The sequence below is a fragment of the Arenibaculum sp. genome (assembly GCF_035998295.1).
Classification (GTDB): domain Bacteria; phylum Pseudomonadota; class Alphaproteobacteria; order Azospirillales; family Azospirillaceae; genus DASYHS01.
The window spans coordinates 16,538-30,918 of the sequence record NZ_DASYHS010000227.1; the positions used below are offsets into that span (position 1 = coordinate 16,538).

Genomic DNA, 14,381 nt, shown 5'->3' on the forward strand with positions numbered 1-14,381 from the left:
CGACCGCCGCCCGGCGCCCGTGCCATCCTGGCGCCCGCCCCCTGCGATTACCGAGATCAAGGAGAAGCCCCGATGCCCGCCCTGACCCAGTCGCCCGCGTGGCAGGCCCTCGCGACGCATCAGGCCGAAATGGCGGGGCGGCACATGCGCGACCTGTTCGCGGGCGAGCCGGACCGGTTCCGGCAGTTCTCGGTCGGCCTCGACGGGTTCCTGCTGGACTACTCCAAGAACCGCATCACCCCGCGCACGCTGTCGCTGCTGGCCGGGCTCGCGCGCCAGCAGCGGCTGGAGGAGTGGCGCGACCGCATGTTCGCCGGCGAGCGGATCAACGTCACCGAGGACCGGGCGGTGCTGCACGTGGCGCTGCGCAACCGGTCGGGCCGGCCCATGACGGTCGACGGGCGCGACGTGATGCCCGACGTGAACGCCGTGCTCGCCCATATGCGCCGCTTCGTCGAGGCGGTGCGGTCGGGGGCGTGGAGCGGGCACACGGGGCAGCGCATCCGCTCGGTGGTCAATATCGGCATCGGCGGCTCGGACCTCGGCCCGGCGATGGCGGTGCAGGCGCTGCAGCCCTTCGCGCATCCCGGGATCGAGATGCATTTCGTGTCCAACGTCGACGGCACCCACATCGCGGAGGCCCTGAATCGCTGCGATCCCGAGACGACGCTGTTCGTCGTCGCCTCCAAGACCTTCACGACCCAGGAGACGCTGGCCAACGCGCGCACCGCGCGCGACTGGCTGGTCGGCCGGCTCGGCGACGAGGACGCGGTCGCCCGCCATTTCGTCGCCGTCTCGACCAACGGGAAGGAGGTGCGCGCGTTCGGGATCGACCCCGAGAACATGTTCGTGTTCTGGGACTGGGTCGGCGGGCGCTACAGCCTGTGGTCGGCGATCGGCCTGCCGATCGCGATCGCGGTCGGCATGGACGGGTTCGAGGAGATGCTGGCCGGCGGCCACGACATGGACGAGCATTTCCGGACCGCGCCGCTGGAGGCCAACATGCCGGCGATCCTCGGCCTGCTCGGCGTCTGGTACGCCAATTTCTGGGACGCGGCCGCGCATGCGGTGCTGCCCTACGACCAGTACCTCCAGCGCCTGCCGGCATATCTCCAGCAGGCCGACATGGAGAGCAACGGCAAGTCCGTCGACCGCGAGGGCATGAGGGTCGACTACCAGACCGGCCCGATCGTCTTCGGCGAGCCGGGCACCAACGGCCAGCACGCGTTCTACCAGCTGATCCACCAGGGCACGCGGCTGATCCCGTGCGACTTCCTGGCCCCGGTCGAGAGCCTGAACCCCGTCGGCGGGCACCACGCGATCCTGCTGTCGAACTACCTGGCCCAGCCCGAGGCGCTGATGCGCGGCCGGACCGAGGACGAGGTGCGCGCCGAGATGGCCCGGGCGGGGGTGCAGGACGCCGCGATCGACGCCGTCGCCCCGCACCGCGCGTTCGAGGGGAACCGCCCCACCAACACGATCCTGTTCCGCAAGCTCGACCCGCGCACGCTCGGCCGCCTGATCGCACTGTACGAGCATAAGATCTTCGTCCAGGGGATCGTCTGGAACATCAACTCCTTCGACCAGTGGGGGGTCGAGCTGGGCAAGCAGCTGGCCCGCGCGATCCTGCCCGAGCTGGCCGCCGGCGGGCCGCCGGAAGGGCACGACGCCTCGACCGCGGCGCTGATCGAGGCGTGCAGGGCCGGGACCGGGAGCTGAGCCCCGGGAACTAAGCCCGGGACGGGGAAGCGGCGGCCGGCCGTCCAGGACACCCACCCAGACGGACGACCGGGCCGCCGCCTCCCCTAACCCCCCTCCAAGGGCCGGAAGAGGGGGGTATCGTGTGCCCTGCCGCCGGGCCGGCGCCAGGGGGCGAGGCGGCGCTCGGTCCGGGCGAGGCAACCGTCGACCAGCAGCGACGCGCCGGCCAGCACGGCGACCGCGGCGCAGGCACCGGCCGCGTCCCAGGCCTGGGTGGAGCGCAGGACCAGGCTGCCGAGCCCGGCCTGGGCGCCCAGGAACTCGCAGATCAGCGCGCCGGCCGTGGCCCGCCGGACCGCCGGCCGCAAGGTGGCGAGCAGGCGGTCCTCGGCGACCGGCACCAGCAGGTGGCGCAGCAGCGCGAAGCGGCCGGCGCCGAGCATGCGCGCGTTGGCGAGCGTCGCCGGATCGAGGCCGAGCAGCGAGCGCCGGACCTCGACCAGGCTCGCCAGCCCCACGAACAGGGCCGCGAGCCCTACCGCCGAGCCGACGCCCGGCCCCAGCCACGAGACGAGCAGGGGCGCGGCCGCCAGCGGCGCGATCGCGGCGACGGTGTCCGCCTCGTCCAGGAGGCCGGCCGCCAGCCGCGGGACCAGCGACAGGGCCAGCCCGGCGAGGCCGCCGAACAGGCCGCCGAAGGAATAGCCCATCAGCACCTCGAACGCGGTGACTGCCAGGTCGCGGTACGGCTCGGGTTCGCCCGCCCATTGCGCCAGCCGCAGCGCCACGGCGGAGGGCGGCGGCAGCAGGACGGGGTCCACGGCGCCGGCCGCGACCACCGCTTCCCAGGCCGCCAGCACCATCCCCGCCAGCAGCAGGTGGGCGAGGCGGCGCGTCCATCGGCCCGCGTCAGGCATCGGCCTTCTCCAGTTCCAAGCGCAGCCAGTCCCCGACCTCGCGCACGGTCCGGGCGAACTCGGGAGCCAGCCTGACCTCCGCGACGTCGCGGGGCCGCGGCAGCGACACCGCGATGTCGGCGACGATGCGGCTGCCGGGGCCGGCCGCCATGACCAGGACGCGGTCGGCGAGCGCCACCGCCTGCTGGACGTCCCGCGTCGCCAGCACGACGGTCCTCGGCCGCTCGTTCCACAGCCTCAGGAGCTGCGCCTCCAGGGCCAGGCGCGCGTTGGGCTCGATCGTGGCGAAGGGGTCGTCGGCGAGAAGGACGCGCGGCGACGGGGCCAGCACCTGGGCGAGGTGGACCCTGCGGCGCTGCGGCTGCGACAGCTCGCCCGGATGGCGCAAGGCGACGCCGGCAAGGCCGAGGCGGGCGAGCCAGACATTGGCCTGGGCCCGCGCCCGGTCGAGGTCCTGGCCGCGGAAAACCAGCCCGGCCGCGACGTTGTCGAGGGCGGTCTTCCACTCGAACAGGACGTCGCCCTGGAACAGGAGGCCGAACTCGGCGTGGCGGCCGGGATCGGAGCGGCCGAACCGCTCGACGATGCCGGCGGCGGGAGCGGCCAGTCCGGCCGCCGCCGCGAGCAGGGCGCTCTTGCCGCAGCCCGACGGCCCGACCAGCGCGACGAACTCGCCGTCCGCGATCGTGAAGGAGACGTCGCGCACCGCCAGCCCGCGCGCGTCGCAGACGCCGACCCCGGCCATGCGCAGGACGACGTCGCGCTCGCCGCGCCCCGCCGGGGCCGGCCGCCCGGGCGGCCGCGCGAAGGGAAGGAGCCCCGCCATGCCGCTCATTCCCCGGTCCCCCCGCGCCGCGTCACGACACGGCCTCCGGGACGCGGTGGAGCACGTCCCAGGGGACGTAGACCCGCCCGTCCAGCAGGCGCCGCGCGGTGCGCAGCAGGGAGGCCCGGCGGACCGTCACGCCGCCGCCGAACGGCTCGGCCGCGATCTCCACCTGGATGCTCCCGGTCGGGTGCTCGACCGTCACCACCCGCGAGCCGGGCTGCGCGTCGGCGCAGACGCCGTTGGGGAGCGTTCCCGGCAGCACGCAGGCGGTCGCCAGGCACACCGCCCCGGTCGCGGCATAGGCCCGGTGGCAGGCATGGGGCATGAAGTAGCGGGACGCGACGGTGCCCCCCAGCCGCGGCGGCGCCACCAGCGCGGGCTTGGGGATGACCTTGCCCGACACGTCGCCCAGTCCCATCAGGGCGCCGGCCTCGCGCCGGACGGCCTCCAGGCGGGCCAGGAACGCCGTGTCGGCGTCGAGCTCGGCCGGCGTCTCGTGGCCGCGCTTGCCGAGGTCGGCGGCGTCGATGAAGACCATGGGGATCGCCATGTCCACGCAGCTCACCCGCACGCCGGCCACGAGGTCGATGGGGTTCCCGGTCGGCAGCAGGCTGCCGGTCTTCGAGCCGGCGGCGTCGAGGAAGCCGAGCCGCACCGGAGCCGCCGTGCCGGGGACGCCGTCGATGCTCGTCCCTCCCTCGTAGGTGACGACCCCGCCGGGCGTCTGGACCACCGCCTCCACGAGCTTGCCGGTGTTGACGTTGTGGATCAGGACGCTGGTCTCCGGGCTGTCCGCGGGCACCAGGCCCGTCTCGATCGCGAAGGGGCCGACGGCCGCGAGCATGTTGCCGCAATTGGCCTCGGTGTCGACGAGGCGGCTGCGCACCGACACCTGGGCGAACAGGTAGTCGACGTCCGCGTCCGCGCGCCGGGACGGCCCGACGATGCCGACCTTGCTGGTCAGCGGGTGGCCGCCGCCGATGCCGTCGACCTGGAGCTCGTGGCCGGCACCCATGATCGCCATCAGGGTCTCGTCCCGCAGGCGCGGATCGACCGGCAGGTCGTCCGCCAGCAGGAGCGGCCCGCGGGACGTCCCGCCGCGCATCAGCACGCAAGGGATCGGAACCATCATGCCGGCCCCCCGGTTCCCGTTGCGGCGAAGACACAACCTTGAGTGATCTTTGCCATTACCTTTGCCGCGCACCAGACGTGACACGCGGCTAGGTTGCCCGCCGTTCGTAAATAGGTACAATGCAAAGAAACTCAAAATTGATGCGAATCGTGCATGAATGTGGATCTGGACGGCTTTCGGGCCTTCGTCGCCGTTGCGGAACTGGGTAGCTTCCATGATGCAGCGAATGCGTTGAATATTTCCCAACCGGCGCTGAGCCGGCGGGTGCAGAAGCTGGAGGAGGCGCTGGGTGCCGCGCTGTTCGACCGCACCACCCGGCGCGTCCACCTGACGACGGTCGGCCGGGACTTCCTGCCCAAGGCGCGGCGGCTGCTGGACGAGCTGGAGTCGTCCCTGCTCGGCATCCGCGAGCTCGCTGAGCGGCGCTCGGGCCAGGTGACGATCGCCTGCATCCCGACCGCCACGTACTATTTCCTGCCCACCGTGATCCGCGCCTACAATGCCCAGTACCCCCGCATCCGCATCCGCATCCTCGACCTGACCGGCAACGAGGTGCTGGAGCGGGTGATCAGCGGCGAGGCGGATTTCGGCCTCAGCATGCTGGGCAGCCAGGACGCGGAGCTGGAGTTCGAGGCGCTGCTCGACGACCCCTTCGTGCTGGCCTGCCGGCACGACCACGCGTTCGCCGCCAGGGAGGCGGTGTCGTGGCGCGAGCTGGCGGGGCATCCCTTCATCACGGTCGGACGCCAGAGCGGCAACCGCCTCCTGCTCGACAACGGGCTCGCCGGCTGCGAGTGGCGCCCGCGCTGGTTCTACGAGGTGCAGCACCTCGCGACCTCGCTCGGGCTGGTGGAGGCCGGGCTCGGCGTCGCGGCGGTGCCGAAGCTGGCGATGCCCGGCGAGAACCATCCGATCCTGACCAGCCGGCCGCTGCTGGACCCCCTGATCCGGCGCACGATCGGCGTGATCCGCCGGCGCGCCACGACGCTGTCGCCGGCCGCCGACGTGTTCCATTCGATGCTGCTGGAGGCCTGGAGCCATCTCGCCGGGGGTGCCGCTTAACCGATCGCTAACGGTGCGTCTGGCTAGATCCAGGGGAACCACGGCGATCAAGGAGCTGCGCCCTGCCCCCCTCCCGAGAGGCGAAACCACTGACGCGGCTGAACCAGGCCCAGCTCGACGCCGCAGTCAAGCGGCACGAGATGTTCCGCAACGCGCGGATGGGCGGGGCGCGCGCGACCCTGTCCTTCTGCGACCTGTCGGGGCTGAACCTGTCCGGGCGCGACCTCGCGCATGCGGACTTCGTCGGCTCCTCGCTGCGCGGGGCCAACCTCACGGGGACGCGGCTCGACTGCGCGGCGATGTTCGCGTGCGACCTGCGCCAGGCGAACATGGAGAACGCGAGCCTGATCAAGACCGACCTGCGCGGCGCCTGCCTGCGCGGCGCGGTGCTGATCGGGGCGAACCTGTTCGAGAGCGACCTGCGCGACGGCACGCTGGCCGAAACGGACCGCTCCGGCAATTTGCGGGTCGTCCACCTCGAGACGCAACCGGCGGAGGCGTCGGGCGCCGACCTGACCGGCGCCAACCTCACCAACGCCCGGCTGTCGGGCGCGGTGGCCATCCACACCGACTTCACGGACGCGATCATGCGCGGCGCCAAGCTGGTGCGCGCGACGATGCGGGGCGCCAACTTCACCGGCTCGAACCTCGAGGGCGCGGACCTGAGCGGCGCGGACCTGCGCGGCGCCTGCCTCAGGGGCGCGGTCCTCACCGGGGCCGCCATGACGATGACCGAGACGGCCGGCGCGGACATGGAGGACGCGCTGACCGACCGCCCGGCCGGCCGGACCATCGGCGAGCTGGGCAAGCCGCTGGAGCAGCTGCTGCGCGAGCACACGCTGTTCGTCGGCAGCGCCGGCGCGGAAGGGGCGCCGCTGGACCTGTCGGGCTTCGACCTGCGCGGCGGCCCGTCGCTGGCGCGCACCTGCCTGACGATGCTGAAGGCCAAGGGAACCGTCTTCTTCGGCCTCGACTTCAAGGGCGCGCAGCTTCAGGCCGGCCAGCTCGAAAGCGCCGACCTGAGGACGTGCCGCCTCGCCGAGGCGGACCTCAGGGGCGCCAACCTCAAATTCGCCAAGCTCAACAACGCCGACCTGCGCGGCGCGAACCTGAAGCCGCTCCAGCTCAACGAGAGCCGCACGCTGCGCACCGACCTGTCCGGCGCCCGGCTGCGCTATGCCGACCTGGACGGCGCCGACCTGCGCAACGCCAACCTCGCCGGCTCGGACCTGTCCTTCGCCAAGCTCGTGGGCGCCGACCTCAAGGGGGCGGACTTGAGCCAGGCGAAGCTGTTCAACGCCGTCTTCGAGCGCAAGCAGCTCGACGACTGCGCCGACCTGACGGGGGTCGCCGGCGTCCGGCTGTGAGGTTGCTCGTGTTCCTCGGACGCGGGCGGGGCGCGGTCGCGCCCCTGTTCGTGTTTCTCAGTTGCCGGCGCCGCTCCGCGCCCTGGCTTCGGGGTGCTAGCCGACCGGGCCGATGTCGGCGCCCAGGCCGTTCATCAGGGAAACGAAGCCCGGGAAGCTGGTGTCGATGAAGGCGCCGTCGTCGACCGCGACCGGCTCGGCGCAGACCATGCCGAGCACGAGGAAGCTCATCGCGATGCGATGGTCCATCGCGGTCGCCACCGTCGCGCCGCCGCGCGGCCGGCCGCCATGGACGACGAGGCTGTCGGCCCCCACCTCGACCGCGACGCCGCAGGCCTGCAGCCCGGCGGCGATCATCGCCAGCCGGTCGCTCTCCTTGACCCGCAGCTCCGCCAGCCCGTTCATCACCGTCGTCCCCTCGGCGCAGGCCGCGGCGACGGCGAGGATCGGGTACTCGTCGATCATCGAGGGCGCGCGCCCGGGCGGCACCGTCACGCCCTTCAGGCGGCCGGCCCGCACCCGCAGGTCGGCCACCGGCTCGCCGGCCTCGACGCGCTCGTTCTCGAAGCGGATGTCGGCCCCCATCTCGACCAGCGTCTCGTAGAGGCCGGTGCGGCGCGGGTTGGTGCCGACGCCGGTCAGCACGATCTCCGAGCCGTCGCGCAGGACGGCGGCCACGACCGGGAAGGCGGCCGAGCTCGGGTCCGCGGGCACGGCGACGGCGCGCCCCCTCAGCTCGACCTCGCCGGTCACCGACACGGCGAGCGCTCCGTCCTCCTGGCGCTCGGTCGTCACCTCGCCGCCGAAATGGCGCAGCATCAGCTCGGTGTGGTCGCGCGTCGGCTCGGCCTCGATCACGGTGGTGATGCCGGGGGTGTTGAGCCCGGCGAGCAGGACCGCCGACTTCACCTGGGCCGAGGCGACCGGCAGCCGGTAGGCGATCGGCACCGCCGAGGCGGTGCCGACCAGGGCGAGCGGCAGGCGCCCGCCCGAGCGGGTCACGAAGGTGGCGCCCATGCGCTCCAGCGGGCCGGTGACGCGCGCCATGGGCCGCTTGACGAGGCTGTCGTCGCCGGTGAAGACCGCGGTGACGGGATGGGTCGCGACGAGGCCCATCAGCAGGCGGGCCGCGGTGCCGCTGTTGCCCATGTCGAGGACGCGCGACGGCTCGGCGAGCCCGCCGACGCCGACGCCGCGCACGCGCCAGACGCCGTCCGCCCCCACCTCCACCCCGGCGCCGAGCGCCCGCATGGCGTCGGCCGTGCGCAGCACGTCCTCGCCGGTCAGCAACCCGCGGATCTCGGTCTCGCCGATGGCGACCGCGCCCAGCATCAAGGAGCGGTGGGAGATCGACTTGTCGCCGGGGACGCGGACGGTGCCGGAGAGCGCGCCGCCGGCGCGCGAGCGCAGCGGTCTCGGGGACGGGGAACCTTGCAAGGCGGGACCTCTCGGGCGGGGCATGCTGCGGACGGGGCCGCACTTCTAGCACAGAGCGCGCCGCGGGTCAGCAGGCGGCCGCCGGCCCGGGGACCGCATCCTTCCGGGCGTCACTTTGGTTTGACAAGAGGTCGGCGACGTGGCACACGAGCGCGCTTCGAGAGAATCGGGTCGACAGCACGGAGGTTAAGGCGTGGCCAAACCTGAATGGGGAACCAAACGCATCTGCCCCAACTGCGGTGCGCGCTACTACGACCTGCGCAAGGATCCCCCGGTGTGCCCCAGCTGCGGCACGGCCTTCGATCCGGAGGCCCTGCTGAAGTCGCGCCGCGCGCGGCCGGCACCCGTCGAGGAGGTGGTCCGCAAGGCCCCGGCCGCGGTCGAGGACGAAGAGACGCTCGACCGTGACGAGACGGAGACCGAAGACACCGACGAGGATGTCGAGGTCGAGGACATCGAGGAAGATGCCGAGGAACCCGTCCAGGAAGAGGACGAGGTCCTGATCGAGGACGCCTCCGAGCTGGGCGAGGAGGACGACATGGGCGACGTCGTCGACGTCGACAGCGACGAGGAGGAGCCCTGAGGCGAGGGGTCCGGCCGCCCCCTGCGGCCGAGCGGAATTTTCGGCGCGAGCCCGGATTTTTCACTTGCATCGCCGGGGCGGTTTGAGGATAGTCCGCCTCCACGACGCCGGGGCATCCCAGCCCCGACCCCGGGAAACCGGGGCGGCGCAAGAGTTTCGGGGCCATAGCTCAGCTGGGAGAGCGCTACAATGGCATTGTAGAGGTCACCGGTTCGATCCCGGTTGGCTCCACCAAAGAAAACGAGGGCTTGGCTGGAAACGGTCAGGCCCTTCGTCTTTTCAGGCAATCGCCCGGCAGTCACCGGGGCGGCATTTCCGGGCAGCGCGGCGCAACGAGCCGCAGGAATGAACCGTGCGCTGCCGACATGACCGAGGCGTGATTGAGTGTACACACGGCTGTCAGCCGTTGGCGACCTGATCTGCATCCCCTCAACGTACAGCACCGGCACCGAAGAGCCTCCGGACGGCTCCTTGATATATCTCTGCAAACACCGCATCTTGGCAGAGCGTTGTCGTATTCTGACATCGATAGAAGCACGGAGCCCACCGAGGGGACCATGCCGAAGCGGATGCTCAAAGAGCGGGTCGGAATGCGTATTGCCCGCAAGAAGGGCAATGTGTTCTTGCGTGAGGATTTCACCGATCTCGGCGGCTACGACCAGATCGGGCGTGCCCTCGGTGCACTCGTGCGCGAGGGACGGCTCATCAGGTTCGGTCATGGCGTCTACGCCAGGGCGCAGATCTCGCCCTTCGATGGGAAACCCGTCCCGACCGTTGGCGTGAAGCGGCTCGCCGAAGAAGCGTTGCGCCGGCTGAACGTCGAAACCGCCCCACCGCGCCTGGAACGGGACTACAACGCGGGCGCAACCACGCAGGTGCCGACCGGAAGGGTGATCGGGGTTCGCAAGCGGGTGCGCCGGCAACTCGGATACGGGGACGTGCGGGTGAGCCTTGAGCGCACCGCCTGATTCTCCGGACGGAGCGTACCTGGATCCGGCCCTGGTCGAGAGAACGGCAGGTGCGCTCGGCGTCGACGAAGCCTTCGTCGAGAAGGATTGGCACGTCGTACGCATCCTGCACGCCCTCGGTGAACTCACCTACGAAGACTGCAAGCTGGTCTTCGGCGGCGGTACGTCGCTCTCCAAGGCTTATGGGCTGATCAAGCGCTTTTCCGAAGACATCGATTTCCGCGCGACGCCGAGCACTACCGTCTGCACCCTGTCGGAGGGCAAACGCCGGAGCTTCCGGAAGGCCGTCGAACGTGCCATCGAGAGCATCGGCTATCACATCGACGAGGATCGGACGGAGCGCAGGAACGGGAACAGGATGTTCACGCTCTACGTCCCCTTCACCCCGTCCTTCTCTCATTCGACACTTCGGACGGATGTGAAGATGGAGGTGACGCTGGAGGGACCATGGCTGCCGGCGAAATCGGCACCGGTCGGCTCGTTCGTCGGCCGGTTCCAGGGAGCGCCCCCTGAGGTGGCCGCCATCACCTGCGTCGACCCGGTCGAAACCGCGGCCGATAAGCTTGCGGCCCTGTCCTGGCGCGTCTTCGAGCATCGGAACCTGCCGGATACCGCCACCCCTCCGGGCAAGGCCAGGGACCGGTCGCTGGTCCGTCACGTTCATGACCTGTGCGCTCTCGAACACTCTGTCGTCGATGACGAGCGCTTCAAACCGCTGCTGATCGATCTTTTCGACCGCGACGGCCAGCGCGGCAAGGACACCCGGGACGAGCGCCCGACAGACCCGAGCGAACTCGCAAAGCGGATGTGCGAAGTTCTTCTCGCCCCACCCTTCCCCGACGACTACCGCCAGTTTGTCAGGAACGTCGTGTACGGGCATCCAATACCGGACTACGAGAACGCGATCGACGCCCTTCGACGTCTGGCGACGTACCTCACGCAGCCCTGACGGACGCGCCACGCCGATCGACCCTTGTACCGCATGGCGACGCTGCCGTCCTAGCGGTTGTGGAGCACCCCAAACCCGACTTGGCGTCGGGAAAGACCTGAGCTGATATAGAAGAGAATGGATGATGGAGAGCGCCCCGCTACTTGGGCGCCGGAATGACCAGGAGCGGTTCGGACGGCACGGCCGCCGAGACCCATAAACAAGAATACTGCCTTCTTCTTCAATGCGTTCGTATGTCCGGAACGGTGCTTTCCCGCCCCCGCCCGGATGCGCGGAGTCGGTAGCGACCACTTGCCCGGGACCTCAGTACCGTTGCGGCCGAACGGGCGGAGCCTCGCGCACACAGGCGATGAAGCGATTCCCCCTGCTCCGGGTTGAAGTCGGTTGTGTCGCCGCCGAGAGCAGGAGAGGCCATGCCGCGCAGGATCAGCATCACCGTCTCGCCGGGAATGCGGGCCCGGATCGTCGATCATCTCCGGGACCATCCCGGCATCGCGAGCATCACGCTGCACGAGCGGGCGGCGGTGGGCTCCGGCGACGACGTGCTGGCGGTGGACCTGTCCACCAATGCCGCCCTGGGCATCGTCCGCGACCTGGACCGGATCGGGGCGCTGAAGGCCGGTTCGGTCACGATCAGCGAGCCGACCGTCGTGATCTCGGCCGATCAGGCGGGCCCCCTCGAGGAGGAGGGAAACGAGGCGGTCTGGGAGGAGATGGGGACCCTGCTGCGGCGGGAAACGAACGTCTCGCCCAACTACCTGCTGCTGATGTGCCTTTCGGGCGCGATAGCCTCGTTCGGGTTGGTCGCGGATACGCTCCACGTCGTGGTCGGCGCGATGCTGATAGCGCCGGGGTTCGGTCCCCTGCTGCGCATCGCCTACGGGGTCCTGTGGTTCCGCCGCGGCGTGTGGGCGGGGATCCGTTCGGCGGGCATCGGCTATGCGGTGCTGGCGGCCGGCGCGGCCCTCGGCATGTGGCTCGCGCTGTGGCTGCACCCGAGGACGCCCGCCGACCTGACCACGCTCCACTGGGTGGAGTACTGGTCGAAGGTCGATCCCGTGGGCGTGCTGACGGCGCTCGCCGCCGGCGCCGCCGGCGGCACGATCGTGTCCTCGCGCCTGACCGTCTTCGCGACGGGGGTGATGGTGGCGCTGGCCCTGGTGCCGAGCATGGCGATCGTGGGCATGGGATTCGGCATCGGCAATCCCGGGCTCGCCTCCGAGGCCCTGGCGCGGTGGATCGTCGAGGTTGCCTGCGTGCTGTCGGCGGGCGGCGCCGCGCTCGGCATCAAGAGGATGACGCTGCACCGCCGCAGGCGGAACGCGGCGGTGTGACGGGAACGTAGCGACCGTCCGGCGGTTGGCGTTGCGCCGGCGGCGGAGGCCGGCGGCCCCGAAGGAGGATCGATCATGCCCGACGGCAAAGTCCTGCTCGTCACCGGTGCGTCCAGCGGCATCGGCGCCGCGACGGCCCTGGCCGCCGCCGATGCCGGCTGGCGCCTGGCCCTGGTCGCCCGCTCCGCCGGCAAGCTGGAGGAGCTGGTCGAACGGATCGGCGAAGAGCGTGCCGGCGCCTTTGCCTGCGACGTCGCGGACCATCCCGGCCAGGAGCGCATGGTCGAGGAGGTCGTCCGGCGTTTCGGCCGCATCGACGCCGTCTTCGCCAATGCCGGCACCGGCGGCGAGCCCGGCGGGTTCTCCGGCGCCCCGCCGGAGAGCTGGCGGCGGATGGTCGACGTCAACATCCTGGGCGTCGCCTACACGCTGCGCGCGACGCTGGGGCACGTGAAGGCGGCCCGCGGCCACGTCCTGATCACCGGGTCGGTCGCCGGGCGGCGCGTGCTCGCGGGGTCCATGTACGCGGCGACCAAATGGGCCGTCCATGCCATCGGCTACGGCCTGCGCGAGGAGTTGCGGGGCAGCGGCGTCAGGGTCACCCTCATCGAGCCCGGCGTCGTGGACACGGCCTTCTTCGATACGCCCCCGGAGGCCGCCCTCCAGCCCGACGACGTCGCGCGCGCCGTGCTCTACGCCCTGACCCAGCCGCCCGGCGTCGACGTGCACGAACTGACCGTCCTTCCGACCCCGCCCGCCGCCTGACCCGGTTCCGGCTTGGCGGCCGCTCACAGCCTGACCATCCTCAGTCGGAGCGCGTTGGCGATCACGCTGACCGAGCTCAGCGCCATCGCCGCAGCCGCGACGACCGGCGACAGGGTCCAGCCGAAAACCGGGTAGAACACGCCCGCCGCGACCGGCACGCCGAGCGCGTTGTAGACGAAGGCCAGGAACAAGTTCTGGCGGATGTTGCGCATGGTGGCGCGGCTCAGCACCCGGGCCCGCGCGATGCCGGCCAGGTCGCCCTTGACCAGGGTCACGCCCGCGCTCTGCATCGCGATCTCGGTGCCGGTGCCCATGGCCACACCGATATCCGCCTCGGCCAGGGCGGGCGCGTCGTTGACGCCGTCGCCCGCCATCGCGACGACGCGGCCCTTCGCCTTCAAGTCCTTGACCACGCGGTGCTTGTCCTCGGGCAGGACCTCGGCCTCGACCTCGTCGATGCCGAGCTGGCGCGCGACCGCCTCGGCGGTGGTGCGGTTGTCGCCGGTCAGCATCACGATCCGCACGCCGTCGGCGCGCAAGGTCTCCAGCGCCTGCGGCGTGGTCGCCTTGACCGGGTCGGCGACCGCGATCACGCCGCCGGGCCGGCCGTCGACCGCGGCGAACAGCGCCGTCGCCCCGTCGCGCCGGAGCACGTCGGCACGCGTGCCCAGGTCCCCGAGACCGATGCCCTGGTCCTGCATCATCCGCGCGTTGCCGAGGAACACCGCGCGGCCGCCGACGGTGCCGCCGACCCCCTTGCCGGTCGCCGAGAAGAAATCGGCGACGTCGTGCAGGGCAAGGCCCCGCTCCCTCGCCGACGCGACGATGGCGGCGGCCAGCGGGTGCTCGCTGGAACGCTCCAGGCTCGCCGCGAGCGACAGGATGGCGGCCTCGTCGAAGCCGGGGGCGGGAACGACGGACGTGACCCGCGGCCTGCCCTCGGTCAGGGTGCCGGTCTTGTCCACGACCAGCGTGTCGACCTTCTCGAAGCGCTCCAGGGCCTCGGCGTTCCTGATCAGCACGCCCGCGGTCGCCCCCTTGCCGACGCCGACCATGATCGACATCGGCGTCGCCAGCCCGAGCGCGCAGGGGCACGCGATGATCAGCACCGACACGGCGGCGATCAGCCCATAGGCGAGGGCCGGCGTCGGCCCCCAGGCCGCCCAGGCGGCGAAGGCCAGGACCGCGACCGCGATGACGATCGGGACGAACCAGCCGGACACCACGTCGGCGAGGCGCTGGATCGGCGCCCGGCTGCGCTGGGCTTCGGCGACCATGGCCACGATGCGCGCGAGCATGGTGTCCGAGCCGACCTTCTCGGCCCGGATCACCAGCGC

13 protein-coding genes and 1 tRNA gene are annotated in these 14,381 nt (G+C 71.4%); 9 read left to right on the plus strand and 5 right to left on the minus strand.

Going from position 1 to position 14,381, the window contains the following annotated elements:
• Positions 1–72 precede the first annotated feature (72 nt).
• Complete coding sequence (pgi, locus tag VGO20_RS22035) at positions 73–1,719, plus strand: glucose-6-phosphate isomerase (protein WP_327504539.1); 1,647 nt, start codon at positions 73–75, stop codon at positions 1,717–1,719.
• 86 nt (positions 1,720–1,805) lie between these two features.
• On the opposite strand, the gene VGO20_RS22040 is transcribed toward pgi, so the two are convergent.
• The 3 genes from VGO20_RS22040 to VGO20_RS22050 are packed head-to-tail and all read right to left on the minus strand — an operon-like array spanning position 1,806 to position 4,579.
• Positions 1,806–2,618 (minus strand): ABC transporter permease, encoded by an 813-nt coding sequence (locus VGO20_RS22040; protein ID WP_327504540.1) that lies wholly within the window; start codon positions 2,616–2,618, stop codon positions 1,806–1,808.
• On the minus strand, positions 2,611–3,444 hold the full coding sequence (locus VGO20_RS22045) for an ABC transporter ATP-binding protein (protein ID WP_327504541.1): 834 nt from the start codon (positions 3,442–3,444) through the stop codon (positions 2,611–2,613). Before VGO20_RS22045 ends, VGO20_RS22040 begins: the two co-directional genes overlap by 8 nt.
• A 31-nt stretch (positions 3,445–3,475) precedes the next feature.
• Positions 3,476–4,579, minus strand: a complete 1,104-nt coding sequence (locus VGO20_RS22050) for a 4-oxalomesaconate tautomerase (RefSeq protein WP_327504542.1) — start codon at positions 4,577–4,579, stop codon at positions 3,476–3,478.
• Between the two features lie 153 nt (positions 4,580–4,732).
• Between VGO20_RS22050 and VGO20_RS22055 the strand changes: the two genes are divergently transcribed.
• Together VGO20_RS22055 and VGO20_RS22060 are read left to right on the plus strand one after the other, a co-directional pair.
• On the plus strand, positions 4,733–5,641 hold the full coding sequence (locus VGO20_RS22055) for a LysR family transcriptional regulator (RefSeq protein ID WP_327504543.1): 909 nt from the start codon (positions 4,733–4,735) through the stop codon (positions 5,639–5,641).
• Between the two features lie 140 nt (positions 5,642–5,781).
• A complete protein-coding gene (locus VGO20_RS22060; RefSeq protein WP_327504544.1) occupies positions 5,782–7,008 on the plus strand; it encodes a pentapeptide repeat-containing protein in 1,227 nt (408 codons plus the stop codon).
• A 96-nt stretch (positions 7,009–7,104) separates the two neighbouring features.
• On the opposite strand, the gene aroA is transcribed toward VGO20_RS22060, so the two are convergent.
• On the minus strand, positions 7,105–8,445 hold the full coding sequence (gene aroA / locus VGO20_RS22065; RefSeq protein ID WP_327504545.1) for a 3-phosphoshikimate 1-carboxyvinyltransferase: 1,341 nt from the start codon (positions 8,443–8,445) through the stop codon (positions 7,105–7,107).
• A 193-nt stretch (positions 8,446–8,638) separates the two neighbouring features.
• Here aroA and VGO20_RS22070 point away from each other — a divergent pair, with 193 nt between their 5' ends.
• From VGO20_RS22070 to VGO20_RS22095, 6 genes are all read left to right on the plus strand, one after another.
• On the plus strand, positions 8,639–9,028 hold the full coding sequence (locus VGO20_RS22070; RefSeq protein WP_327504546.1) for a TIGR02300 family protein: 390 nt from the start codon (positions 8,639–8,641) through the stop codon (positions 9,026–9,028).
• A 158-nt stretch (positions 9,029–9,186) separates the two neighbouring features.
• Positions 9,187–9,262: transfer RNA gene (locus VGO20_RS22075), tRNA-Ala, on the plus strand.
• Between the two features lie 323 nt (positions 9,263–9,585).
• The gene (locus VGO20_RS22080) at positions 9,586–9,996 is read left to right on the plus strand and encodes a DUF6088 family protein (protein WP_327504547.1); all 411 of its coding nucleotides are present in this window, start codon (positions 9,586–9,588) and stop codon (positions 9,994–9,996) included.
• On the plus strand, positions 9,980–10,945 hold the full coding sequence (locus VGO20_RS22085; RefSeq protein WP_327504548.1) for a nucleotidyl transferase AbiEii/AbiGii toxin family protein: 966 nt from the start codon (positions 9,980–9,982) through the stop codon (positions 10,943–10,945). The genes VGO20_RS22080 and VGO20_RS22085 overlap by 17 nt, the downstream gene beginning before the upstream one ends.
• 413 nt (positions 10,946–11,358) lie before the next feature.
• Positions 11,359–12,279 carry a DUF389 domain-containing protein gene (locus VGO20_RS22090; protein ID WP_327504549.1) on the plus strand — a complete coding sequence of 307 codons (921 nt, stop codon included), beginning with the start codon at positions 11,359–11,361 and terminating at the stop codon, positions 12,277–12,279.
• A 75-nt stretch (positions 12,280–12,354) separates the two neighbouring features.
• A complete protein-coding gene (locus tag VGO20_RS22095; protein WP_327504550.1) occupies positions 12,355–13,044 on the plus strand; it encodes an SDR family oxidoreductase in 690 nt (229 codons plus the stop codon).
• 23 nt (positions 13,045–13,067) lie between these two features.
• Here VGO20_RS22095 and VGO20_RS22100 read toward each other — a convergent pair.
• Positions 13,068–14,381: heavy metal translocating P-type ATPase (locus VGO20_RS22100; RefSeq protein ID WP_327504551.1), on the minus strand; the 1,314-nt coding region annotated here is incomplete at its 5' end.